At 53.6% G+C, this 23,791-nt stretch carries 15 protein-coding genes; 7 read left to right on the forward strand and 8 right to left on the reverse strand.

Annotated elements, in window-relative coordinates; all coding sequences use genetic code 11:
* Nucleotides 1-871: 871 nt before the first annotated feature.
* The 3 genes from DTL42_RS18095 to DTL42_RS18105 form a co-directional block, all read right to left on the reverse strand.
* Nucleotides 872-1,750 (reverse strand): alpha/beta hydrolase, encoded by an 879-nt coding sequence (locus DTL42_RS18095; protein ID WP_234824261.1) that lies wholly within the window; start codon nucleotides 1,748-1,750, stop codon nucleotides 872-874.
* A gap of 226 nt (nucleotides 1,751-1,976) precedes the next feature.
* Nucleotides 1,977-4,508, reverse strand: coding sequence for a 4Fe-4S binding protein (locus DTL42_RS18100; RefSeq protein ID WP_234824262.1), 2,532 nt, complete (start codon nucleotides 4,506-4,508; stop codon nucleotides 1,977-1,979).
* An 82-nt stretch (nucleotides 4,509-4,590) separates the two neighbouring features.
* On the reverse strand, nucleotides 4,591-5,877 hold the full coding sequence (locus DTL42_RS18105) for an FMN-binding protein (RefSeq protein WP_114370593.1): 1,287 nt from the start codon (nucleotides 5,875-5,877) through the stop codon (nucleotides 4,591-4,593).
* 308 nt (nucleotides 5,878-6,185) lie between these two features.
* Here DTL42_RS18105 and DTL42_RS18110 point away from each other — a divergent pair, with 308 nt between their 5' ends.
* From DTL42_RS18110 to DTL42_RS18135, 6 genes are all read left to right on the forward strand, one after another.
* Complete coding sequence (locus DTL42_RS18110; protein ID WP_114370595.1) at nucleotides 6,186-7,052, forward strand: alpha/beta hydrolase; 867 nt, start codon at nucleotides 6,186-6,188, stop codon at nucleotides 7,050-7,052.
* 140 nt (nucleotides 7,053-7,192) lie between these two features.
* Nucleotides 7,193-8,134, forward strand: coding sequence for an alpha/beta hydrolase (locus DTL42_RS18115; RefSeq protein ID WP_234824263.1), 942 nt, complete (start codon nucleotides 7,193-7,195; stop codon nucleotides 8,132-8,134).
* 290 nt (nucleotides 8,135-8,424) lie between these two features.
* Nucleotides 8,425-8,988 (forward strand): flavodoxin family protein, encoded by a 564-nt coding sequence (locus DTL42_RS18120; protein WP_114370803.1) that lies wholly within the window; start codon nucleotides 8,425-8,427, stop codon nucleotides 8,986-8,988.
* Between the two features lie 411 nt (nucleotides 8,989-9,399).
* Nucleotides 9,400-13,242: an ammonium transporter gene (amt, locus tag DTL42_RS18125; RefSeq protein ID WP_114370597.1), complete on the forward strand. Its 3,843-nt coding sequence runs from the start codon at nucleotides 9,400-9,402 to the stop codon at nucleotides 13,240-13,242.
* Between the two features lie 257 nt (nucleotides 13,243-13,499).
* Nucleotides 13,500-14,474, forward strand: a complete 975-nt coding sequence (locus tag DTL42_RS18130; RefSeq protein ID WP_147274334.1) for an HD-GYP domain-containing protein — start codon at nucleotides 13,500-13,502, stop codon at nucleotides 14,472-14,474.
* Nucleotides 14,447-14,875 carry a hypothetical protein gene (locus DTL42_RS18135; RefSeq protein ID WP_147274335.1) on the forward strand — a complete coding sequence of 143 codons (429 nt, stop codon included), beginning with the start codon at nucleotides 14,447-14,449 and terminating at the stop codon, nucleotides 14,873-14,875. The genes DTL42_RS18130 and DTL42_RS18135 overlap by 28 nt, the downstream gene beginning before the upstream one ends.
* Here the strand turns inward: DTL42_RS18135 and DTL42_RS18140 are convergent.
* The 3 genes from DTL42_RS18140 to DTL42_RS18150 form a co-directional block, all read right to left on the reverse strand.
* The gene (locus DTL42_RS18140) at nucleotides 14,872-16,470 is read right to left on the reverse strand and encodes a family 43 glycosylhydrolase (protein WP_114370603.1); all 1,599 of its coding nucleotides are present in this window, start codon (nucleotides 16,468-16,470) and stop codon (nucleotides 14,872-14,874) included. The genes DTL42_RS18135 and DTL42_RS18140 overlap by 4 nt on opposite strands.
* Before the next feature lie 220 nt (nucleotides 16,471-16,690).
* Nucleotides 16,691-18,538 carry a glycerophosphodiester phosphodiesterase gene (locus tag DTL42_RS18145; RefSeq protein WP_158545447.1) on the reverse strand — a complete coding sequence of 616 codons (1,848 nt, stop codon included), beginning with the start codon at nucleotides 18,536-18,538 and terminating at the stop codon, nucleotides 16,691-16,693.
* Nucleotides 18,539-18,597: 59 nt separating this feature from the next.
* Nucleotides 18,598-20,064 (reverse strand): sulfatase family protein, encoded by a 1,467-nt coding sequence (locus DTL42_RS18150; protein ID WP_114370607.1) that lies wholly within the window; start codon nucleotides 20,062-20,064, stop codon nucleotides 18,598-18,600.
* A 221-nt stretch (nucleotides 20,065-20,285) separates the two neighbouring features.
* Between DTL42_RS18150 and DTL42_RS18155 the strand changes: the two genes are divergently transcribed.
* A complete protein-coding gene (locus tag DTL42_RS18155; RefSeq protein ID WP_114370609.1) occupies nucleotides 20,286-20,897 on the forward strand; it encodes a hypothetical protein in 612 nt (203 codons plus the stop codon).
* A 399-nt stretch (nucleotides 20,898-21,296) separates the two neighbouring features.
* On the opposite strand, the gene DTL42_RS18160 is transcribed toward DTL42_RS18155, so the two are convergent.
* Nucleotides 21,297-22,478, reverse strand: a complete 1,182-nt coding sequence (locus DTL42_RS18160; RefSeq protein ID WP_114370611.1) for an alpha/beta hydrolase-fold protein — start codon at nucleotides 22,476-22,478, stop codon at nucleotides 21,297-21,299.
* A gap of 124 nt (nucleotides 22,479-22,602) precedes the next feature.
* Complete coding sequence (locus tag DTL42_RS18165) at nucleotides 22,603-23,667, reverse strand: sialate O-acetylesterase (RefSeq protein ID WP_199590170.1); 1,065 nt, start codon at nucleotides 23,665-23,667, stop codon at nucleotides 22,603-22,605.
* Nucleotides 23,668-23,791: the final 124 nt, after the last annotated feature.

Here is a 23,791-nt window from a genome sequence, read left to right on the forward strand (position 1 = left end):
CTTGGTCGGCGTCGGCGGTGTTGTTTACGGAGGCGTCGGTGGTGGCGGCGGTGGCCGTGGCGGTCGTCGTTATTAATCGCCTCTCGCGATTTCTATCGCTAGAGAGAAGTAGATTCCCTTCAATGGGTTGCGTGATTGCCTGACACAGGCTGCGCGAAACTTGAATGACCAGCTAGTGCGAACCTACCCGGTTCGCCGGCTGTGACATTCGGTTTGGCCTGCTTTTGCTTAAGGCTGTTTCGTAATACGCAATCAGGGAATTACGCGTACAGAGTGATTGCTGTGATGGCGCATGCGTAAGCGTGGATGACTGCGCACGCCATCTTTCGTGCCTATAGCCCCGGGGGAATTGTGTCAAAGAACCAGAACACTGTAGAAAAACGACGACGAGAGTCTGAAAAGAAACGTAAAGCAGAAGAGAAGAGAGAAAAGAGACGCGTGCGCAAGGAACAGCCAGACGCGGATGTCCCACCATCTTCGAGCATAGATAACGGTGCCGACCTGGACTAGCAGGATGCTAGGATTCGTCCGAGATCATGTTTCCCAAACATTCCGCGAGGTTCCAAGCATGTTGTCTATTTCTGAAGTGAGTGTCCTGAGAACGTTTCGCAAATTTTACATGGAGCCCGGTGAGATGCTGTGCTTCAATGGAGTCGATCTCGCAACTAAGACTCCGGCTTTAGATAGTCTGGTCAATAAAGACTTTCTCATTCGCGAGAAATTCAACGGCGCTTTTTCTCTTACCCGCGCCGGTTATGTCAAGATGCGACATACCACTTAGGTCTGCCCGAAAGAATCGTTGACGCTTCTCACTCAGCAATAGAGTACGGAAGCGATACTGGGATTTGGTGACCGCTGCTGTTGCCTTGGCTTATTTGCTGTCCTGCTTTTGCGGGGGTGCAGGAAGTGAGTCCAGGAATCGATCAAGCTGTTGCAGATATTCTCCTGTGATCCAGTTGTTGTGACCGGCGTTGTCGATGGTGACCCACTGCTTCGGCTGGTTGGCTGCCTGGAACAGCTTTTCGGCCAAAGCAATAGGAATCGTACGGTCTGCGTTGCCGTGACTTTGCAGCAAAGGCCCCTGATACTGGGCGATTGCTGTGACCGAGTCGAGTTTAGAGCGTGAGACCAGCCAAGCAAGTCTCGGATAGTGAACGGCCGCCACTTCGCGAAGCGATGGAAACGTGCTTTGCAAGATCAATGCGCGTGGTTTCGCCTGAGCGGCCAATGCCGTCGCGACCGCTCCGCCGAGTGATTCTCCCATTAAGATCACGTCGGAATCGTTGACTTTCGCTAACTCACACAACTTGGCCCGCGCGGCCGTTGCATCTTGCAAGACACCTTTGACCGACGGTTTACCTTCACTCTTGCCGTAGCCTCGGTAGTCGAACGCGAAGACCGACAAGCGGGCTTTACGCTGCAAATAGCGAATCCAATCGACCCGCGTAGCGATGTTACCCGCATTGCCGTGGGCTAATAGGAGGACGCCTCGTGGCTCTTCACACGGGCAATACCAACCATGCAGTTGCGTGCCATCTTCGGCCTGAAAAGTCACGTCCTCAAACGTCTCGCCTTCCGGCTGCCAATCCCCCTCCGGGAACTTCGCAGGAAAGAAGAGCAGCAGTTCATCCAGAGGAACCATAGACGTTGTCGCATTGTGCTGAGAGTGGCAAGTTCGAGCAATGGTTGTTGTGGCCAAAACGGCACCTAGAATCAAGCCTGTCCACCAAAAACGATTCCGGTCCTTCATTGCGACACTCCGGGAAACATGCTGTTTCGAGAACATTGAGGTCTGCGCCACCAAGCCAATAGGGGCGACCAACGGCAGCCCCGGACTCGTGGCAAGTTGGCCCATAGTCATGTTGGATTACCGGCGCAGACATCAAAGACATCGATTTCAGTTTACTAAACGTGAACATAATTTGCTGGATTAAGACACGTCACACCTCGCGGCTGCCGGGCGAAATGCTGCGCTGTTAGAAAGGGCTCTCGTCCTGAAAAGGGTTTTCCTCTGCCGGCGGGGGCGTTTCGGCAGCAGGCTGGCCGAGGCCAAAGGGATCGTCGTCGGAGGGCTTGGGTGGGGGCGTTGGTGCTTGGTCGATTGGTGCTGAAGTGCTGGGGAGTGGTGTCGTTCGCTGGTGGTGAAGTTCGCGATAAGAGCCAGCCAGCAATCGATCTTCTCGCCCCTCGCCTGCCTCGATAATAATCGCCGATTTGGCCAGCACGTGGCGCTGCTTCACGTTGATGACATGACAACGGGTTTGGCATAAGCCGCAACCGACGCACTTATCGGCGAGAACCAGCGGAGCGGCGTACCCGGTTCCTTCCACGGGTTGCCCTTGGGCGTCCAGTTCGACGCATACCTGGGTATATTCGATAGCGTGATAACCGGCGGCCGTACATTCCTGCACGCACAGATCGCATGCTTCCTTCCCGGCGAAAGGAAGACAAGTTTGTTCGTTGACGATCGCCAGTCCCATGCGGGCAAAGCGTTTTTCTTCCAATGGCAACGGGCGAATCGCTCCGGTGGGACAAACCTGTCCGCAAGCATTGCAACTCGACTCGCATCCAGCCCAATCCGCATTGACGAGCGGAGTCCACAGCCCTTCGAGACCTTGCTGAAAGCTCTCTGGCTGCAGCACGTTGTTAGGGCACGCTTTGAAGCACTCGCCGCAGCGAATGCACATTTGCAAAAACTCACGCTCTGGCACGCTACCCGGCGGACGTACCGGCAGCCAAGGGGTACGCGAATCGTTCGGTACGATCGGTAGTTCGCTAGGAAGCTGAGCCCCGGTAGCTTTCGTTCCAAGAGCAACCGCCGTCCCTCCCACCACTGCAGCCGTAGAACCGATTGCCAATGATAGAAAGCCACGTCTTCCGATGGCGGTTTCTTGCGTGGGTGGATCGTTCTCGACTTTCAATTCAACCAGGTTCCAACGTTCGACAAACTTAATTGCATGCGTGGGGCAAACGCCTGCGCAGGTTTGGCAAAGCGTGCAATCGGTTTCGCGGGTGGTGAAGTCTGGCTTGATGGCGTCGAACGGGCAGACTTCGACACATTTGTTGCAATGAATACAGCTGGTTTCGACCTTGCGTTCGGTTAGGCGAAACAAATTCCCGAGAGAAAACAACGCGCCGCTGGGGCAAACGTACTTGCACCAGAAACGAGGCCGCAAAAATCCCAAACAGAGCACGCCGAAGAACAGCCCAATAGAAACTGCTTGCCCCAGATTGAATCCGGGAATCAAATGCCAACCACGTCCCAGGCCGGTTTGCAGCGGCTCGAATAGAAAAAGTAGCCCGCGGGTAATGACCGGGATGGCGGAAAAGAAGCCTGAAATCAGTACGCCGAACATCGCCGAGATCAAAATGGTGATCAGCAAATAATATTTGATATGCACCCACCAGCCATCGCCCGGAACCTGAAAGCGGCGCGTCCGTCCGGTGACTGCCCAATCGAACAAATCGATGGTGGTTCCCAAGGGACATAAGTAGCCGCAAAACCCTCGCGGAATCAGCACGCAAACCAGTAAGATGGCAGCCGCACTCGCCAGCGACCAAACCCAGCTGCGCGAGGCAATGGCCGTCGAAAGACTAACCAGCGGATCGATCATTAAGAAAGTTTCGGCGGGCAGCCACTCTTTGGCGGCCAAGTTGTCGGCATAATGGGCCGGCCACGCGGTAGGGTCGTGCTTGTACAAGCCAAACGTTTGCTCCCCTGCCCCACCCAAGATCAACTGCACCATTGCCGGTGTGGTCTCGCCGTTAGGTGAAAGGGCAAGCACCGTACTGCTTGCTTCTCCTGGCGTCACCTCCGCAATATGAAACTCGCCGAGCAAAAGATCTTCGTCGCCCGTAAGCGGTTGAGTTGGTTGTCGCACGACGAAGAGTGATTCCCCTTGCACCAGGCCATTTTTCTCGGCCTGGGCGGCTTCCCAGGTAAACAGGTTCTGGGCTTGGTCGAATCCGACGTACCGCCAGCCTTCGCTGATCGCTTGAGTGTTTACCGGCCGGGCGTCGTATGGCCAGCAGGTGTAAAAGAAGAGGGCACAGAAGGTGACCAGGCAAATTCCTTGTACCAGCCGCCGCACTGGCGAGGCCAACCAAGAAGGGCCGATTGCACGTAGCCAACGACGAAGCGGCCCACGCTTTTTCTTCGCCCAATCCGATTGCCAACCCTTGGGAACGAGAACGCGAAACAGTTGACCGCAGAGCGATGACGCTGCTGGTGTGCTGGTAGCCTGACGACGTAGCATCGGTACGTACCAATCAAGCCGCAGTATGGCGGTGGTGCGACGATCGAAAGCGGTAAGCAGCGCGATCAGGGACATCGCGGTTAGTGTGCCCAGAATGGTCCAGCAGAACGCCGGATGCTTTTGCGCCCAGGCCTGCCAGCTTGATGTGGGCGGCTCCTCTGGGTGTGTTAGCACCACGCCAAGCACCACCACGAAGGCCCCCAGGGCAATCGCTAAAGCGAGAGGTTTCCAGCGGGTGAGGTGCTTCTTCATGCTGGGGATCGGCTTTACGAAAGTCGGTTACGTATTGCTGACGAAAGTTTGAAAGCAAAGGAAGAGGTTCTTTTCACGAGCACTATTTCGCCCCTTGCGCCAGTGCTTTGGCTGTCGCGTTGACGATGGCCTGGGAAGTGATCGTGGCGCCGCTGGTTCCGTCGATGTTGCGATAACTTTGCTGCTCGACAATCTGCTGAGGTGTGTCGGTTAAGGCAGCGTAGAACTGTTTTTCCCGATGCTTGGTAACTTTGACCTGCGTGATGCGGGCATTGTTGACGGTGACTTCGACTTCCAGCGGGCCGTTATAACCGGTGGCCGATTGGCGATACTTGCCGTCCGCCACTTTGCTGACGTCGGCTTGGTCGAACAACCGAATCGCTTCAATCGCCTCCGCCGCGCGGCCTTTATAGCGAGAGAGATATTCCTGGTTGCGAGCCTGGTTTTTGTCGAGCACTTTCTGATAGTAGGCGATCGCCTCGTCTAGCCGACCTGCTGCGCGAAGCGCGTCGCCAGCGTTGAGCCAGGCTTCGTTGAACAGCGATGTCTTTTCAAACGATTGCGTCACGGCCAAGGCCTTGTCGACCTCGCCCATGTCGCCGTACAGCTTGATCGCACTGATATGCAGCCGATTTCCCGCGAGTGCTTGCATGGCCAGCGATTTGCTGCCTAAACGCCAGTAACATTCGCACAAATGAATGCCGGGTTCGGTGGTTGGTTGGGCATCGGCTTGTTGCAGCCAATAAGCGGCCCGTTCATAATCTTGCAGCAATTGGAAGTACATGACGCCCAGTTTTTCCTTGTCGCGCTGCAGCAAATCAGGCTCGTTTTGGTGCAAATCAAGGCAGTGGTAAACCAACTTGATCCCTGGCCGCCAGCGCGAAACGTTGGGATTGACGCGGCCCCAAATGTATTGGCCAATGTTCTTTGACTCGTCCCAAGGTCCGCCCGGATTTTTTGGCCAAGTCATATCTAGAGTCGCGGGATGATTCATTTCGGTGGTGGCTAACCAATCTGGCACGCTGGCCCCAATGGTATCGATTCGCTGCTGCACCTTTTCCGCTGTGCGGACAACTCGCGCAGTGGCTGCCGCTTCTTTCTCCGTAAGTACGAACCGTTTGCCTTTCAGTGTTACAGCGTGAACCTTGGCGTATGCGATGGTCTGGGTAACTTCCTTACCAGCGATCTTGAACTTGAAGTCGAACTCTTGGTTCGGTTTGCGGATTTCGAGAATCTCTCCCTGCACCTCCGTCCCGTTCAGAAACTCGACCAAATCTTCTGCGACGGAAAGCGACGACCAGAAAAAGACCAGGCTCAGGCTGATGGCCAAGCAAAAAAACAAATTGTTCTTGGTGGGGACAAGCATCATTCGTCTTCGGTAGAAAGGCGGGCGGAAAAGAGGCGAATAAGTAGCGACGTGAGGGGCGATTCGGTTATAAATCAATTGAGCAAGCTTCGCTCTCACCGATCGAAACCAGCGCGGCTATAACCGAGAACCTGATTTACTGAATGCCGGCACAGCATTCAGTAAATCAGGTCACTCGCCAGCCGGATTTTACCAGCCAGCGCAGGCGATTCAATGAGCAAACGTTCCCCTCCCCCTCTGCAGCGGATGAAATGAATGCGTCTTCGCTGCCATTTGCCTGCTTCACTCCTTATTCTTATTGAAAGAAGATCATGCGTCGTCACTCTGTTTGGCTGTTTACCGGTTGGTTTCTGCTGTTAGCGTTGGCAGGAAACGTGGTTGCCCAAGAGACCGCGCCGCCCCAGCATCAGGAAGTGATCTATGGCCACAAAGATGGCCTGGCGATGACGTTTGATGTTTTTCAGCCCGATGAAAAGCCCAATGGTGCAGCGGTTGTTTTTATTGTCAGCGGTGGTTGGTTCTCGAAATGGTCTCCGCCGCAGCAAACGCGAATGTCAATGAGCCCCTTCCTGGCAAGTGGGTATACCGGCTTTGCGGTGCGGCATGGAAGCAGTCCGCGCTATTCGATTGCCGAAGCGGTATCCGACGTACGGCAAGCGGTCCGAACGATTCGTCGCGATGCCAAACAGTACGGCATCGATCCCGATCGGATTGGTGTTTACGGGATGAGTGCCGGAGGACATCTGACGTTGATGCTGGCCACCACCGGAGACGATGGCAACCCGAACGCCGGTGATCCGCTGGAAAGAGTGAGCAGCCGCATCACCGCTGGGGTCGCTTTTGTCCCGCCGAGCGACATTACTTCGTACGTTTGGAGTACCCCAGGGCTGGCCGAGCAATACCGCCGATTCCCGGCGCTCGACATCTCGAAAGGAGAAGCCCAAGCGGTCTCGCCTCTCTTTTTCGTAACCGAGGACGACGCCCCTTGCTTAGTCATCTCAGGCGGCAAAGATACGTTGGTCTTGCCGGAACAAGGAAAGTGGATTCACGATAAGCTGGACGAGGCTGGCGTCGAGAACAAGTTTATCGTCTACGAAAACTCGGGGCACGGCTTAGAAAAGAACATACCCCAAGCGGTCAACGAAGCGGTAATGTGGTTCGATAAGTATTTGCAGTAGCCAAGCGCTGGCTAAGGTGAAATTAGAGGGGGTTGTGTAAGGAATCATCGGCTGAAAAGTTGCTGAGGGGTATTCGAGGGGAGTATCTTGAGGGAGAATTCGCTTCCCCTCTTTGCTCCTCATGCGTTAGGAATTGTCTTATGAAATTGATGCCCCACTGCTTGCTGGTCCCTTTTCTTCTGCTAGGAACCGTTGTGTTACCAGTTTCGGCTCAGGACGGAGAACGTCCTAATCGTCGCGGTGGTTTTGGTGGTCCCATTGTGCTGGCCGAGGATGACGTCGCGTTCTACCAAGCACCTCCTCAGGGCTTTAAGACCGAGCGCGAGGACATTCCGCATGGCAAGCTAGAAATGGTTGAGTACGAATCGAAAACGGTTGGTACCAAGCGGAAGATGCAAGTTTACACGCCGCCTGGTTATTCGGCGGATAAGAAATACCCCGTCCTCTATCTGTTGCATGGCATTGGCGGGGACGAGACCGAATGGCAACGTTTTGCCAATGTCAACGTGATGCTCGATAACCTGATCGCCGACAGGAAAGCGGTCCCCATGATTGTGGTGATGCCCAACGGCAGGGCTCAAAAGAATGATCGGGCAGAAGGGAACGTGTTTGCCAGTGCTCCGTCATTCGCGACGTTCGAGAAGGACTTGTTGGACGATGTCATTCCAGCGATCGACGCGAAGTACTCGGTAGAAGCCGATGCCGAGCACCGCGCACTGGCGGGACTTTCGATGGGCGGGGGACAAACGCTGAACTTTGGGCTGACGCACTTAGATACGTTTGCTTGGATCGGGGCGTTCTCTTCGGCACCGAATACGAAACCAGCCAAAGAATTGGTTTCTGATGTCGACGCGCTCAAGAAGCATGCCAAGTTGATTGTGCTGACTTGTGGCAATAAGGATGGCCTGATCAACATCTCGCAGCGGATGCACAAGTTCCTGCAAGAGAACGAAGTCGAGCATGTGTGGCATGTCGATGAACACGCACACGATCCGCAGCACTGGAGCAACAGTCTGTATTGGTTTGCTCAGAATATCTTTCAAGACCAGCCAGCGGCTCAGGATGCTGCCGCGAAGAACTAACGTTTTTCGCCTCGCAAGCGTTCTCTGGCTTTTCGCACGCCATGCACCCATTGCATGGCGTGCTTGTTTACGGGCCTGGTTTTAGTGATCGCGGAAATCGGTATACTACCCCGCGAATGAATTTCTCAGGTTCCGCCGATCGTGCTTGTTTCGGTTGGTGGCTTATTGAATTGGACGCTGCCAAGCGAACATGGGCAGCCGGCGGTTGCCGTACGATTCGCGTGCTGACAGCCTGGCCCGGCTTGCGATTGCGTCGGCAGAATTCAATAAATGTCTATAAGGTTAAGTTGATGGCGAAGATTCTGGTGCTCTACCATTCCAACAGCGGCAACACGCAGCGAATGGCCCAGTTGGTGGCCGAAGGGGCTGGCTTGGTTGCGGGAAGCGAAGTTCGCCTGCGTGATATTTCCGAGGCCGATCACACCGACCTTGCGTGGTGCGACGGAATTGCTGTCGGCTCGCCCACCAACTACGGCAGTGTCAGTTGGCAGATGAAGAAGTGGTGGGACGAGCAGCCGATTGAAAATTGGGGTCAGCGAGACGGCAAGATTGGCTGTGTCTTCAGTTCTGCTGGGGCTTGGGGAGGAGGCCAGGAATGGACTTGCCTGGCGCTGCTTTCCATTTTGATGAACTACGGTTTTCTCGTCTTCGGGCTAACCGATTACACCGGCATCAAATTCTCGGCCCATTATGGCGCGATCGTGGCTGGTGCGCCGCGAGAAGAAAAAGAACAACAAGCGTGCCGTCGACTAGGCCAGCGTTTGGCAGAGTGGGCAACGACCATGATCGATGGCAAAGCGGAATCGCACCCACTCAAACAATCGTACGACCGGTTTGGCGACTTGGGAAAATAGGGCCCGCCCCAAGCCAAATCTAGCCTTTGCTCTTTATTGAGAGACACGTTCGGGCTGGCTCGTGCGCTGAATTTGTCGGCCTGCTCAGGCAACTTCTACTGCTGCAACAATCGCTACGACTGCGCTGATCGTCGTAGCCGCTTCTTTCTGCGCGGTTCTTACCGGTAACAATCCAAAACGAATTAGGGAGACCCGCATTTGAGGGGGATTTTGCCAAAAGCAGATCGCTCCGCACGATTACGCCCCTATATTTCAACACGATTATTGAGGACTGCGTTGCCTAGCGAATAAGGGGCGACCAGCAATAGCCCGGGGTCGTTGAAATCGACCGGGCACGTTGTTGGATTGAACGCGTAGACATCTCAGTAAATCAAATTGAAACGAACAAGAAGTTAGTTCTGGGGTAGGTTCGTGGAGATTACAGCCAATACGATCAACAATGCGTGGCTTGTCGGATGCGCTGCGCTAGTTTTATTGATGCAGGCAGGTTTCTGCTGCCTAGAGGCTGGACTAGCGCGCTCGAAGAACAGTTCTAATGTGGCCGCGAAGAACATCGCCGACTTTGGAATCTCGGGGCTGATCTTCTGGTTGTTCGGTTTCAGCGTGATCTTTGGGACGACGCACTACGGGATTTTTGGTTTCGATCGACTGCTGGTGGGGGACGATCTGGATAGCGAATACTCGCTGGCCTTTTTTCTTTTCGAGCTCACTTTCTGTGGTACCGCGACCACAATCATTGGCGGTGCGGTCTCCGAGAGAATGCGTTTTACCGGCTATCTGCTTGTCGCCGCGATTACTTCCGCTTTGTTTTATCCTTTGTATGCGCATTGGGTGTGGGGAGACGGCGGTTGGCTGGCCGAGTTAGGCTTTGTCGATTTCGCCGGATCGAGTGTCGTGCATGGAGTAGGTGCCTGGATTGGGCTGGCATGCTGTCTCTTGATCGGACCTCGGCAGAATCGGTTTTGCCAAGAGAAGCCGATTGCCTACAACAGTCATAATCTTTCGATCGCGTCGATCGGTGTCTTTTTTTTAGCAATGGGCTGGATTGGCTTCAATGGAGGAGGCACGTTGCGGCTGGACGAACGCTTGCCGCATATCGTGACGGCCACCACCTTGGCCGGTATCGCTGGGATAACGACCGCGATTCTCTACACAAGAATGGTCCGTCGTAAGAAGGAATTGGAGACGCTTTTTAATGGCTTCATCGCAGGACTTGTCGCGATTACGGCTTGTTGCGATGTGGTGGCGTTGTGGGCGGCAGTCGTTATCGGAGCTGTCGCGTGCGGTTGTTCGATTGTGGGGGTGAAGCTTCTAGAAATCTGGGAAATTGACGACCCGGTGACGGTTGTGCCCGTGCATGGGTTAGCTGGCGTTTGGGGAACGCTGTGCGTCGCGCTGTTCGGCGACTTGGCGCTGCTCGATACCGGCTTGAGTCGCTGGGAACAATTCGCCGCCCAACTGTTAGGCACGGTGGTTTGTTTTGGTTGGGCGTTTGTCGGTGGATACGTCATTCTGTGGTGTATTAACCGATTTTATCGTTTCCGGGTTGACGCTTACACCGAAACGATTGGTTTGAACGTCGCTGAGCATGGCGATCCTTCCGAGCTTTATGAACTGCTGCAAGTGATGGAGCGGCATTTCGAGACAGACGATTTTGTAGTGGAATTCGATCTTCCCTCGGATAGCGATGTTGGGCAAATTGCCAAGGCTTATAACAAGTTGGTTGCCTCGCTCAATGGTAAGCAGCGACAATTAGACTCGGCGATCAGCGAACTCTACCAAACGAAACTCGACGTTGAAGAGTCGAAGCGCCAATTTGATTCGCTGAAGCACGCGTTAGATCAACATACGCTGTACTCGATTACAGATCGATTCGGAAAAATTATCGAAGTCAACGAAGGCTTCTGCCGCATCTCTGGTTACACCGCAGAAGAATTGCTAGGCAGGGACCACCGGATATTGAATTCCGGATATCACCCAAAGTCGTTTTGGGTGAACATGTGGCGAACGATCAGCCGTGGTGAAACGTGGCGTGACGAGGTTTGCAATCGCGCTAAGGATGGTTCGTTGTACTGGGTCGATTCGACAAACGTCCCCTTTTTCGACGCCGAAGGTAATGTCGAAAAGTTCTTTTCACTCCGCTTCGATATTACAAGTCGCAAGCAAGCGGAGCAAGCTTCGGAAGAGGCTAGCAATGAAATGCAAATGCTGTTGGATGGCGCAACGCATGTGGGCGTGATTGCCTCGGACTGTGAAGGAGTGATCACGACGTTCAATGCCGGCGCAGAGAGGATGCTGGGGTACTCTGCAGAAGAGATCATCGGAAAGCAAACGCCCATCATCTTTCATGATCAAACGGAAGTTGAACAACGCCGCCAAGAGCTATGCGAACAATACGGCAGGCCAATTAGCGATTTTGAAGTGTTTGTTATCAATGCCAAAATAAAAGGATGTGACGATCACGAATGGACGTATGTCCGTAAAGATGGCTCCACGTTAATCGTACGGCTTGTTATTACTGCTCAACGAAACCAAGAGGGGGAAATCGTTGGCTACTTGGAAGTGGCCCAGAACATCACCGAACGGAAGATCGTCGAGCAGGATAATTTGCAGTTAACAGAACGATTGAACCTAGCCTTGCGAGCTTCGGACACGGGACTTTGGGACTGGGAACTTCAAACAGGCAACATCGTTCTCAATGATGTTTGGTATACCATGCTCGGCTATCAGCCTGGCGAGTTGCCCATGGCTTTGGAAACGTGGCTTGGTTTATGCCATCCCGATGACATCGCCGTTTCGCGCGAGATACTGCAGCGACATTTCCGCAGAGAGATAAACGTCTATTGCTGTGAGGTTCGCGCACGACGCAAAGATGGTTCCTGGCATTGGATTCGTGATATTGGCGAAGTTGTCGCGTGGGATGAAACGGGCAAACCCCAACGGATGGTCGGTGTTCATATTGATGTGCAGGAATTGCACGAGGCAGTTGAAAGTGCCAATGCCGCCAATGCCGCCAAAAGCGAGTTTCTGGCGAATATGTCACACGAGATTCGCACGCCGATGACGGCCATTCTTGGTTACTCGGAACTGTTGCTAGGTGAACTCGGATCGCACAAACTATCCAATGAACAACACAACGCGCTGGAAACAATTCATCGAAATGGCGAGCATTTGTTAGCGATCGTGAACGACATCTTAGATATGTCGAAGATTGACGCCGGCAAGATGAATATCGAGATCATGCCAACCAAGCCGCTGAGCATTGTGGAAGAGGTGGTCTCGCTGATGAATGTTCGGGCGGTAGGAAAAGGGATCGCGTTGCGGGTACGCTTCGAGTCCGAATTTCCCGAGACCATTCAAACCGACCCTATTCGCTTAAGACAGATTCTGTTGAACCTGGTGGGCAATGCGATCAAGTTTACGGAAATCGGCGAAGTGAAGATTAGCCTTTCGCTGGACGCCGATCAGCAGTTGATGAAGTTTACGGTTACCGATTCCGGAATCGGGATGTCCGAGACTCAGTTGCAGCGGATAACCAATTTTGAAGCCTTCAGCCAAGCCGATTCGTCAACCACGCGTGAGTTCGGCGGAACGGGATTGGGGCTGCGGATTTCCAATTGTCTAGCACAGATGCTGGGGGGTGAGATTCATATCAGTTCCGAGAAGGGACTTGGCAGCACCTTTACCGTTACCGTTTCGACCGGGGATATTTCGTCGGCAGAGATGCTGACCCAGAAATCACTTTTGAATCGACCCTTTATTTCAAATTCAAGCGATCAATCAAACATCCCTAAGAAATTGGCGGAAACTCCTCAGGACAATCTCAAAGGGGTTCGGATTTTGTTAGCCGAAGATGGCATCGATAATCAACGCCTCATTTCTTTCGTCCTGCGAAAAGTAGGAGCTGAGGTTACCGTCGTCGAGAATGGAAAATTGGCCTACGACGAAGTGATGCGAGCCGAGCGCGAGAAGACGTCCTACGATGTGCTTCTTACCGACATGCAAATGCCAGTCCTCGATGGCTATTCAACCGTGAGAAAGTTGCGTTCCGAGGGGTATCAAGGCAAAGTGGTCGCACTGACGGCACACGCCATGGCCAGTGATCGAGATAAATGCTTGCAAGCGGGTTGCGATGGATTTGCCACCAAACCGATTGATCGAGTCGAACTAATTCGTGCGATTCTCGATATTCTTGACCGTGAATCCACCGATGGCGAAAGTGATTCGTTGGCACACAGCGGGAACAACTATTGAGTTCCCGCCAGCGATTATGTGAGCGTTGTCCCTTTTTTATTGATTCTACCGGGACATTCTGCCCCCTTCGCAGGATTTGGGGAAGGGGCTGATGAGGGCATTGGCCGGGCTTAGGAATGTCTCGCTATTGGCAAATAAACCCTCCTGCAGTAGGGAAAAAGTTTTGCATAAAGCTCGTTTCAACCTATTGTTTCCCACGAGGAGCAGGTTTCTCGTGGGAATCCGTTTTGATTGTGGCTTGACTAGGGTTCGTTGTGATGTCGACCGTAGCCGAAAACGCGTCTTTAAGGCGAAATTATTTGCCCGTGCCGCTGCTTACCCTTTGTCTGACGGGAACATTGCCGGTTGATATCTACTTGGGGCAAGAGAAGAATTCTGCCCCGGTCCTATTTCGTCGTAAACACATTGATATCGCGGGGAGCGAACTGGCCACTTTGCGGGAAAGTGGTATTGAAACCGTTTATGTTTCGCTTGATCAAGCCGACGACTATCAGCAACACCTGCAAAGCAATGTCTCCAGCATTATCTCCAATGCGGACCTGCCACTAGCGTATCGCTTGCAATTCTTAAGCGACACGGGACGCAGCATGTTGCGTGAGTCCTTTCGAGCCGACCAAGTTGACGGCATGATCCAACAAATCGGCGAGCTGAGTAGTTTTATAAGCTCGCTCATGTCAAAGAATGAGGTGGTCGTGTCAGAGTTGTTCGAAGTTTTACGTCACGACTATCAAACTTATACACACGTCTACAATGTGGCCACCTATTCGTTGTTGTTAGCGAAAGGGCTGGGGGTCACCGATGAAAAGGAACTGCAAAGTATCTCGATGGGGGGCTTACTTCATGATCTCGGTAAGCTGCGAATTCCGCTCCATATTTTGAACAAAAAGGAACGGCTTACGGACATCGAGTGGTCTATCATCCAGCGGCACCCAACCGATGGATTTATTGAATTGGCCGTCCGAGAAGATATCTCCGAAGCGCAGTTGATGATGGTTTATCAACATCACGAGAAGTTGGACGGTTCAGGCTACCCGGTTGGCATCGGAGCGAACGAAATTCACTTTTATGCCAAGGTGTGCGCGGTGGCTGATGTGTTTGAAGCCCTCACTGGTAACCGTCCCTATCGAAACCCAGTCACCAAAGCGGAAGCATTGGAAACTCTGGAGGGACTTGCTCCGCACAAACTCGACCAGGAAATGGTTCAATGCTGGATAGCACTCACGAATCGGTAGATACGGCAGGCGAGACAGCAAACGAAGACGCTTTCCATAGGGCGTTGAACACGCTGCCGTTGGAGATTGCCGTTCCGCGCAAAATGATCGAGGTTTACCAGGGAACTGGGCCAACGCTTACCTCGATGGCCGAGCAAAGACGTTTCGTGCGTTTTCGCTATCTGACGAAAGCGATTTTGCGATACAAGCAATCGTTTCCCTCGATCCCGCGATCCGATTCGTTACGTTTGGTGCTTGTAACCGACGTTTCTAAAACTGGGATCGGGATACTCAACAGCGAGCAACTTTTTCCCAGCGAACGTGTCAACTTGTGGACAAGCGGCAAGGGCATTTTACAGATCACCGTTGCCCGTTGCCGCAAAGTCAACGATCGCTGTTTTGAAATCGGCGCTATTATTTAGTGTTCGATCGAGAAGTGAGCGAACGTAACTTTCCCCTCGAGGGCTCGTAAGCCAACTTGGCCGCTGCCGTAGGAGGCATCGTTCGCGGTTAGTTGCGGTGATTCTGCCCCATCCAGATAAACCTTCAGCGTTTCCCCTTCGGCGACAACACGCAAATCGTACCAACGTTGTGGGGCGAAAGGGACTTGGGTGCTCGCCAGGACCGACATCTTTTGACCGTCACATTTCGCCAGAACCAACTGGCCTGACGAAGTGATTTGGGCAGCGTAACCTTGGAAATTGTCGCGTCCAATGCCGGCGTTGGCGACACGAAACACAATCCCGGCTGTTCCTTCTTCAGAATCGAAACGAACCCGCGTGTGAACGTCGAGATTGCGATACTCAAACCCACGTAGCAGCACCTTGTCGCCAAAACGGCGATCAGCACTCGCATTGATGCGTAGTTGCTTATCTGCCAGCTTCAGCGTTTGCCCATTGTAAAAATGAAGCAGTTCCCAGCGGTCTAAAGTATCGAATGCCTCGGATAAGTTGGGCCCTGGTTTTAAAGCGGGCTCTCCAGCAGGAACCGGCACCGGCACTCCCCATGAAGTCGGCTGACCAGCGACGGGCATTCCGTCGTCGTTCCATTCAACCTTTTTCAAATTGATGCAACGATTCCACGAGCCTTGCGGATCGATCGAACTGTGAAACACGAGCCAGTCCTCGCTACCATCAGGTGACGAGATCAGGCAGCCATGTCCCGGGCCGTAAACGTCTTTGGATCTGGAAAACCAAGGTGTCGCTTGCTTGACCCAAGCCGAAGCATCGAGCGGGTTCTCACCTTCCAGCGTCATCAAGCCAAAGCAATAGTCAGGCGTCCACGAGCCACTGGCCGCATAAAGAAGGATCGTTTTCCCATTGCGATGAATCAACTGGGCACCTTCGTTCAGCCCGTCAGGACGCCCCACCGTTTCCCAGGGATACATCTTCGAAGAAATATCGACGATTGGCCCAGTTAGCTTGGTGGGAGATTCCATCTCCGAGATAAACAAGTGCTGCGTCGAATCAGGCCGAGTCCCTTCGGGCCAGCCTGACCAAACGCAGTATCGTTTGCCATTCGGAAACTTCGAGACCGTCGCGTCGATTGCCCAAGCTGGCGTTTTCAGTTCCGCCGCGATCTTATAGCTGCCGAGGGGATCATCCGTTTCCGCTTCCAACACGATCACGCGATGGTTCGCGTTGTCGCCGTCGTCGGCACACGTGTAAATCCACCACTTGCCATCCAGGTAATGAATTTCTGGTGCCCAAAGCTGATCGCGATACGGACCTTTATCGGGGGCTGTGAACACCACGCGATGAATGCCTCGGTCGGTTAAACTTTCACTGCGGTAAACCGCAATCGCTCGGTCCGACTTCAAGCTGGCAGCCTGATAATACGCGCCGTCGGGCCCAACCATCAGGTAAGGATCTTGGGCGGCATAAACCGGATTTACAAAGGTTGTTTCGTGTTCTTCTGCATTGGCTGCGGTGGCAAGACAGAGACAAACCAACAACCAAAGCACGACCGTAACCCAAGAGGGAACGAGGGAACTGGCAAGCAAAAATCGCAAACGCATCGAAACGAACTTTCTCTTTGAAAGGTGGGGCTTTCAGCGACAAATGGCGATGTTGTTTGTCGATGATTACTTCTCAAAGAATAGTTGAAAGGGGCGTCGTTTGCCTACCGTCTCCGGCTGGCTTTCGCCACGTCAGACGCCAATTTGCCTGATTCTGTCGCCCCCGTGGCAAACATCTCAGGCAAATTGAGTTTACAGGGAGTTGAGTGGCCAAATCGGACTATTGCGGGGCGATGTTCGGAGGAATCCCTAGCAGGGTGGAAAATTCCAGCAGCAACCGTTCTGGCGTGCTCATTTCGTTCCGTTGGCGAAGCACCGAACGTGCCAATGCGGGCTTATCGGTCAGAATGCCATCGACGCCACGGCTAATCATGGTCGACATCGTCGTCGCGTCGTTGACCGTCCAAACGTAAATATCTTTGTGGTTATCGTGGGCGTTTTGAATGAACATCGGCGTCGCAAAGCGGGCATTGATGGCCAGAAAGTCGGCGTCGAGCTTTTTCAGATTCCCGGTCGCCACCGACAGCAGCAGCCCGACTTTCCAGTTGGGGCGAAGCGCTTTCATCTTTGCGACCGCTTTCCGTTTAAGCGACATAATCATGATCTGCGAGGCCATGCCTTGCTGGTCAACGATATCGGCCACGCGCTGCTCTAGCTGCTGATCGTGGCCGTAGTATTTCAGTTCGATGTTGACTTTGATTTTCCCTTTGCAGGTCGCTAGAACTTCCGCCAAAGTTGGTACACGTTCCGCACTGAACTCTGGGGCGAACCAGCTTCCGATATCGATTTTCTGAAGATCTTCATGCCGAGCATTCCACAGTTTTAGCCGGTTATGTGCTTGTCGCATGAAGTCGCTATCGTGAAAGACGACCACTTCGCCGTCGGCCGTTTCTTGCACGTCAATTTCAATCCAATTGGCCCCTGCTTCAATGGCGTGATGAATGGAAGCGAGCGTGTTCTCTGGGGCGGTACTCGAGGCACCCCGGTGGGCCATGATCTGGACGTTGTCTTCCATCTGCACACTATCCATACTCGCCAAACCAATCAAAATGGCCAGCAACACACCGACAATGCCAGCACAAGCCAGGCGGAAACGTGTGATTTGGAATACGTCATCCTCGGCATTGGAAAGGGCAAAATGCTGCGAAAGGTCGACCTCCTTTCCGGCTCCGAGGTTGCGATAACAGGCGAACAACATACTCGCGAACGTGGTCGTACCCAAAAGGTTGATCGTCAAGTTGACCAGCGAAAGGCAAACCAGCCCTACCCCGATGGAAGCAACCAGCCACTGCAGCGAGGAAGTCGAATCTGGCACCAAGTGATGCCAGAGCCAGCCAAGCAGAGACGAGGCAATGGTCGACACCGTCAGCATGGCAATCCCCCACAGAAACAGCATCGTAATCAGCGGGAAGCGGTGTCCGCGGACCCGCAAGCGACTTTGTCGGAGGGCTTCTCCCGGGGCGACACCTTCGAAGAGAACCAACGGAATGGCTAAAAGATAGCTGGCGACCAACCACAGCATCAGCGCTCCCAAGCCGATAGCCAGCACCGCGCCAATGCCCAGCGAAACACGAAAAACAGGAGGATTCTCTTTCAAGTAGTAGTTGATATCGTACTCGGTCAAAAGGGCCCAATAGACAGCCCCGGCGACCAGTAGGAACGGAACGATTGCCAAGACAACGACCACGATTAGCCGCAACGTCAGCCGCAGCACGGCAACGCCGTTCTTGGCAGCGAATTGTAACGCTCCGATCGGTGTCAACTTGGCGCCGGCTTCGTGCGAGGCAAGCACGCCGAGCAAGGAAGCTTGGGCGACAATCACAATCCCCAGCCAGAGCGTTCCGACAACCAGCGAGCAGAACCAACCCGCTGGCCCTAGCAGGAAGATCACAATATCGACATCGGAAAGAACATCGTCGCCAAAAGCTGCGAGCAACAAACGGAACAAACTGCTCAGCAAGGGGGTCAACAAGATGAACGTCAACAACTTGTAAAGCAAGTCGGTGGCAACCAGCGTTCTCCCACAGTTCCAAAGATTGCGCGTGATTTCCGAGGCTAATTGGCTCATAACAAAAAAATGGTGTCTTGACATCGTGTGAAAGTTTTGCGGCGACGTGCAATGGTTGCTTAGGATTGGGCATGATCCGCCAAGCGAGTTTGTAACATCTGCTCTAAACGCTCGATCTCGGTTTGAATATCCGGGTTACGATCGCGGATCAAATTATTCGTTTCGCCAGGGTCGTTCCGCAAGTCGTAGAACTCGTCGCGATCTTGGTTATGAAGGTCTTGGATCAGCTTGAAATGGGGTGTTCGATAACACCGTAGGGAAGCCTCCGCATAATGGCTCATGTCGTACTCGGCGTAAACGTCATTGTTCCATGCCGCAGGACTAGCGCCTTCGAGCAAAGGAACGAGGCTCCTGCCTGGCAGGTTATGATCGACAGGACGGCCGGCAATTTGAGCGAGCGTGGGGAAGAGGTCCAAACTGGTCGCACTTTGCGGAATAACCTTTCCCGCTGGAACGTTACCAGGCCAGCGAACAACCAGCGGCACGCGAAGGCTGTTGTCGTAGAGATTGGGGCGGTACTTATCCGAAATGACCCGTGTACCGTTATGCCACTCGCCTGGCGGACGCTTTTTGGTTGCCCAGATACCGTTCCCTTTATGCCAGATTCCGTTGTGCCCCATGTTGTATCCATGATCGGAGGTGACGATCACGATGGTGTTGTCGGTCAGCCCCTGCTGATCGAGCGCTGCAAGTAAACGTCCTAAGTTTCGATCGACCCCCGAAGTGCTGGCCAAGTATTCGCGCATCATCTGTTTGACCCGTTTCTCATCGAGGCCTGGGTAGCTCGGGATGGTAGGGTCCATTTGGGCGTACGGCTGCCAGTCTTCCTCTGCCACCGGCAACCATTTGCCATGCGGAGCACGTGTGGCCAGGCAAAGGAAGAACGGCTGATCGCTAGGGCGTTGGATAAAGCCAATCGCGCGGTCGGTCAAAATATCGGTAGTCAGTCCGGAGAACTGGCGGACCTCGCCATCTTCTTCCAGAGTCGGATCGTCTGGGGTGGTACCACCTCCGGTCAAGCCCATGAAATAGTCAAACCCATGCTGGGAGGGATGAAAGCGCTGCTTACCTTCGGCCAGCCAATCTCCCAAATGCCATTTGCCCACGAGCCCGGTACGGTATCCGGCAGACTTCATCATTTCCGCCAAGGTAACCGTCGTGTCGGGATCGAGCGCGACAGGAGCTTGGGGATCGTAAAGTTTGTGTCCTGGTTGGGGAATGAAATCGCGGATACCCAATTCGCTGGCATATCGCCCCGTCATTAACGAGGCCCGCGCCGGGCTACAAACTGGGGTCGTGCAGAAGAAATTTTGAAACCGCGCCCCTTCCCGGGCCAGACGATCGAAGTTTGGCGTGGCTGGCACCGGCACGTCTGGAAATTCGCCCGCTTCGACCGCCGTAGCAAACGCCCACGGGGCTTGGTCGTCGGTAAGCACCAGCAGCACGTTTGGCTTCTCGCCCCTAGCGACAGAAATTACCCCAATTAATAGGCAAACCGCCAACCAAAGTGATACGAATCGAGGCATCGCAATTATTCTGGAAGATAGAGAAAGTTTTGGGAGAAAACGACCCCAAGTTCGACGAAACACGTGCTCGTGATTGTCAACGTAAGTCAGCAGGCAAACAACCACTTACGTGGGTTCGTGGTGAAATCCACCACGCAATTACCAGGGGGCTCTCGATACCCGAGTTTAGCAGATATTGCGATAATAAAGAGGTAAGCCTCAATTTCGGAAGGCGGCAAATCATGTTCAACTGGTACGCAACACCGCAGGAGCAGAGAGAAACACTTCCCGGAGACGAACTGATTTCCGAGATTCAAAACTGCTCGACCTATGCCATCACGATCCATGCTTCCCCACACGAAGTCTGGCCGTGGCTTGTCCAAATGGGATGCAACCGTGGCGGCTATTACAGTTACGATTGGTTAGACAACGGCGAGAAGCGAAGCGCTAACCAGATTATCGAGGAATATCAATCAACCAAAGTAGGCGATATTCTTCCCTCTCGGCCTGGCAGTCATTACGGTTTCGAGGTCTTGCGGATGGAGCGTCCGCATCTCTTTTTGCTGGGGGCTTATTTACGGGCGGGGCAAATTGCTAACCTACCGTGGAACGACCCTCCACCGGCTGCGTACGTCCGTTCGACTTGGGCATTCGTTCTGAGAGAATCGGAAGAAGGTGCAAGGCTGATTGTTCGTACCCGGGGTGTAATTCACCCGTGGTGGTTCCGCATGCTCACCAATATGTTCTTCGTCCCAGCCCATGTCATCATGCAGCGGAAACAGCTGCTGAGTTTACGCGAGCGGATCGAGACCGCGCACATGGCGCAGGCACCTCCCCTAGTAAAAATGACGTAACGGTTTGCTTCCCCAATGGCAGCGAAGGTGGGCACGCCGACAAAACGTTGTGACGACTACGAGGAGGAAAGCCATTCCTCTGCGAGATGTCCCTTTTGAAAACGCAACGCGAAGTGGGGCATCTCGTTTGAATTTGCCTAAGGCAACCTCTGATGCGACTTTCTGTCGAAATTTGGCAAGCGAGTGACTTAATATATATACATCGTGTCGATGTGAAGTAGCGTCCCCGTCGATCACAAGAGTCGTTGTCACTTGGTTAGAGGAACATGAGTTTCACCTCGAACAAGCAGCCGATCTGAAAAAGGCACAGGAGATCTTGCCTGCGTTGTTGGGGAAGAAGCTCCGCGTGGAATTATGAGCCAAGCGGAGCGATGATTTTCAAAAGGGTTTGCCGGGCGATTACTTCTTCGCTTCCGCCGGGGTGTCTTGAAACAACTGGGAAGCAAACTGCCGGAGGTAGTTCCGCCAGTTGACCCAGGTGTGCCCGCCGTCGGTTTCTTCGTAAACGGCTTCAAAGCCATGCTTCTTCATGAGGTCGACGGAAGCACGCGAGGTTTCTACTAGAAAGTCATCTCGCCCGGTCGAAAACCAAAGCAGTTTCAACCCTTGCTTGAGTTCTGGATCTTTCAGCACTTCGAGGTGTTGTTCTTCCCAGGTCGGCTGATCGTTGGAAGCTTCTGGACCGCGCCGCCGAAGGCCGAAAATGCCGGAGCTAAACACGCCCACGTAGCCGTAGTCTTTCAGATCGTTCAGGGCGATGTCCAATGTTTGAGCGCCCCCCATCGAAAGGCCAGCGATGGCGTGGTTCTCGCGACCGCTTTTGACGCGGTAGTTCTTTTCGATCGTGGGGACAATATCGTCGGCGAACTCTTTAACGAACTTTTGCATCTGCATGCCGCGCTCCTGGCGATCCATGCGCCCCACGTGACCATCGGGCATGACGATAATCATGGGGACGGCTTCCCCGTTGGCAATCATGTTATCTAAGATCAGATTGGCCCGCCCGGCTGTAGACCACGAATCGTCACTGTCGGAGGCACCATGCAGTAAATAGAAAACCGGGTACGATTGGTCTCCTTTTTCGTAGCCTGGCGGGGTGTAAACGTGCATGCGGCGAAACTTGTCGAGCACTTTCGAGAAGTAGGTCACTTCCGCCACGGTGCCATGAGGTACATCGGCGAGTTGCATGAAGTCGAGCCCCGGCACGTAGGCCATGCTGAAAACGGTAGCATTGGCTTCGCTGGTTTCGCGATTTACCGGATCGGTCACCGTCACGCCGTCGATGTTGTACCGATAGCGAATCGGCCCGGGGGTTTTGACCGGACCGAAAACCAGTTCCCAGACGCCTGAATCGTTTTTCGTCAGGGCTCCGTTCTCGTTCAAGTTGCCTAGGTCCGGGCTGACCAGACGAACCGACTCGGCATTAGGGGCAAGAATGCGAAACGCAACTTTGCCATCTTCTAAGACTTCCGGTGAGACGACCTGAGGGGGCCGCTGCCGCCCTGGTTGCGCTTGGGCAATTTGTGGGATGACGATTAACGCTCCCAATACTAACAGAGCTGTAAGGGAAAAGTTCTTCATGTGTTTTATCCGCCTAATGGAGAGATTATGGAGGTCGGTGTGGGGAACCCAGCATGCGTTATTGTTTGAGTTCCGCCGATTTCGTGGGCCCCAGCGGTTGTGTTGCTGAATTTGTCGTTGGTCGCTATTGCTTTGTTGCTTTTAATTCCAACATGGTCTCGGCCAGCTTCTGCCCGATTCGGTTGTACCAGATGCCACTTCCGAAGTAATGATAAGCACGGTCGGAACCGACTTTCTGCCAAGCTTCGCGATGATCTTCCCAATCGGGAAATAACTCTTCGGCCGTTTTATCGACCAAGACATCCGTACGAATTGTTTTCACGTTGCCGGCGAACTCAGGGACTTCGTTCATTGCCAGTTGGGCGTCTTGAATTTTCTTCATGTTCGGTTGCGGCTCAGACGAACCATTCTGCCCCAAAGCCCCGATCACCACCGGCAGGTTAGGAGAATGCCAGGCCGCGCGAACATCGTGAATCAAGTGCTTTAGGTTCTGCTCGTACTCTTTAGGAGCGTGGTCGCCGAACATATCGTTGAAGCCTTGAAACCACACGAAGCCAGCGATGTGCGGCTGTTTACCTTTGAGCTCCGGGAATAGCTCGCCTGCATTCTTTAGCGTGGTGTCGACATCTTCCATCATCGCCTTGTAGGAAATACCGTACTCCGCTTTGATGTCTTCCATGGTGGGCAGAGGATCGTTCCGGTTTCGCTTTTCGTTATTGTTCCGTACCCGCTTTTTGGCCTGCTCCAGTTCTTCCGCCAGCACCTCTTCACTTGGCATGCCGGCGCTAGGGGGGCGGAACTTCTGATAGAGCGAATGCCCGCCCCAGGCCGTTTTGATAAGCAGCACTGGTTCGTCGTAGGCTTCGCCCATGGCAAAGCCGAACGCCAACTCGAGGCCGGTTTTATTGGGCGAACCGTAACCAATGGTCAGTGGCCCTTGGCGATTGAGGAACTTGATCAGCACGTCGTCCCGCTCGATCCACTTGCCATCTTGGCGGAAAGGGGCATAGATGGCTTTTGTCGGGTCGTTGGTTGCTTGATATTCCAGCAGTTCGTTACTGGCTTTTCCTTCCATGTTCGATTGACCGGCGAGGATAAAAACCTGGTAAGTATCGTCTGCTTCTGCCACGGAAACACCATGACAGCAAGTTAGCAGGGTAACGATCAGCAAGAGATTGAGACGTAGCACCGCAGGAACCTCATGAGAAGGGAGACGTGGGGCGAAGTTGAAGAGGCAAATAATGCTTGTTCCGTACAGACCAGGATCGCATACGGAACAAGCAAAATAAAGCACCTTGTGGCGAATTCTACGC

The sequence above is a fragment of the Bremerella cremea genome, assembly GCF_003335505.1.
GTDB classification, from domain to species: Bacteria; Planctomycetota; Planctomycetia; order Pirellulales; family Pirellulaceae; genus Bremerella; species Bremerella cremea_A.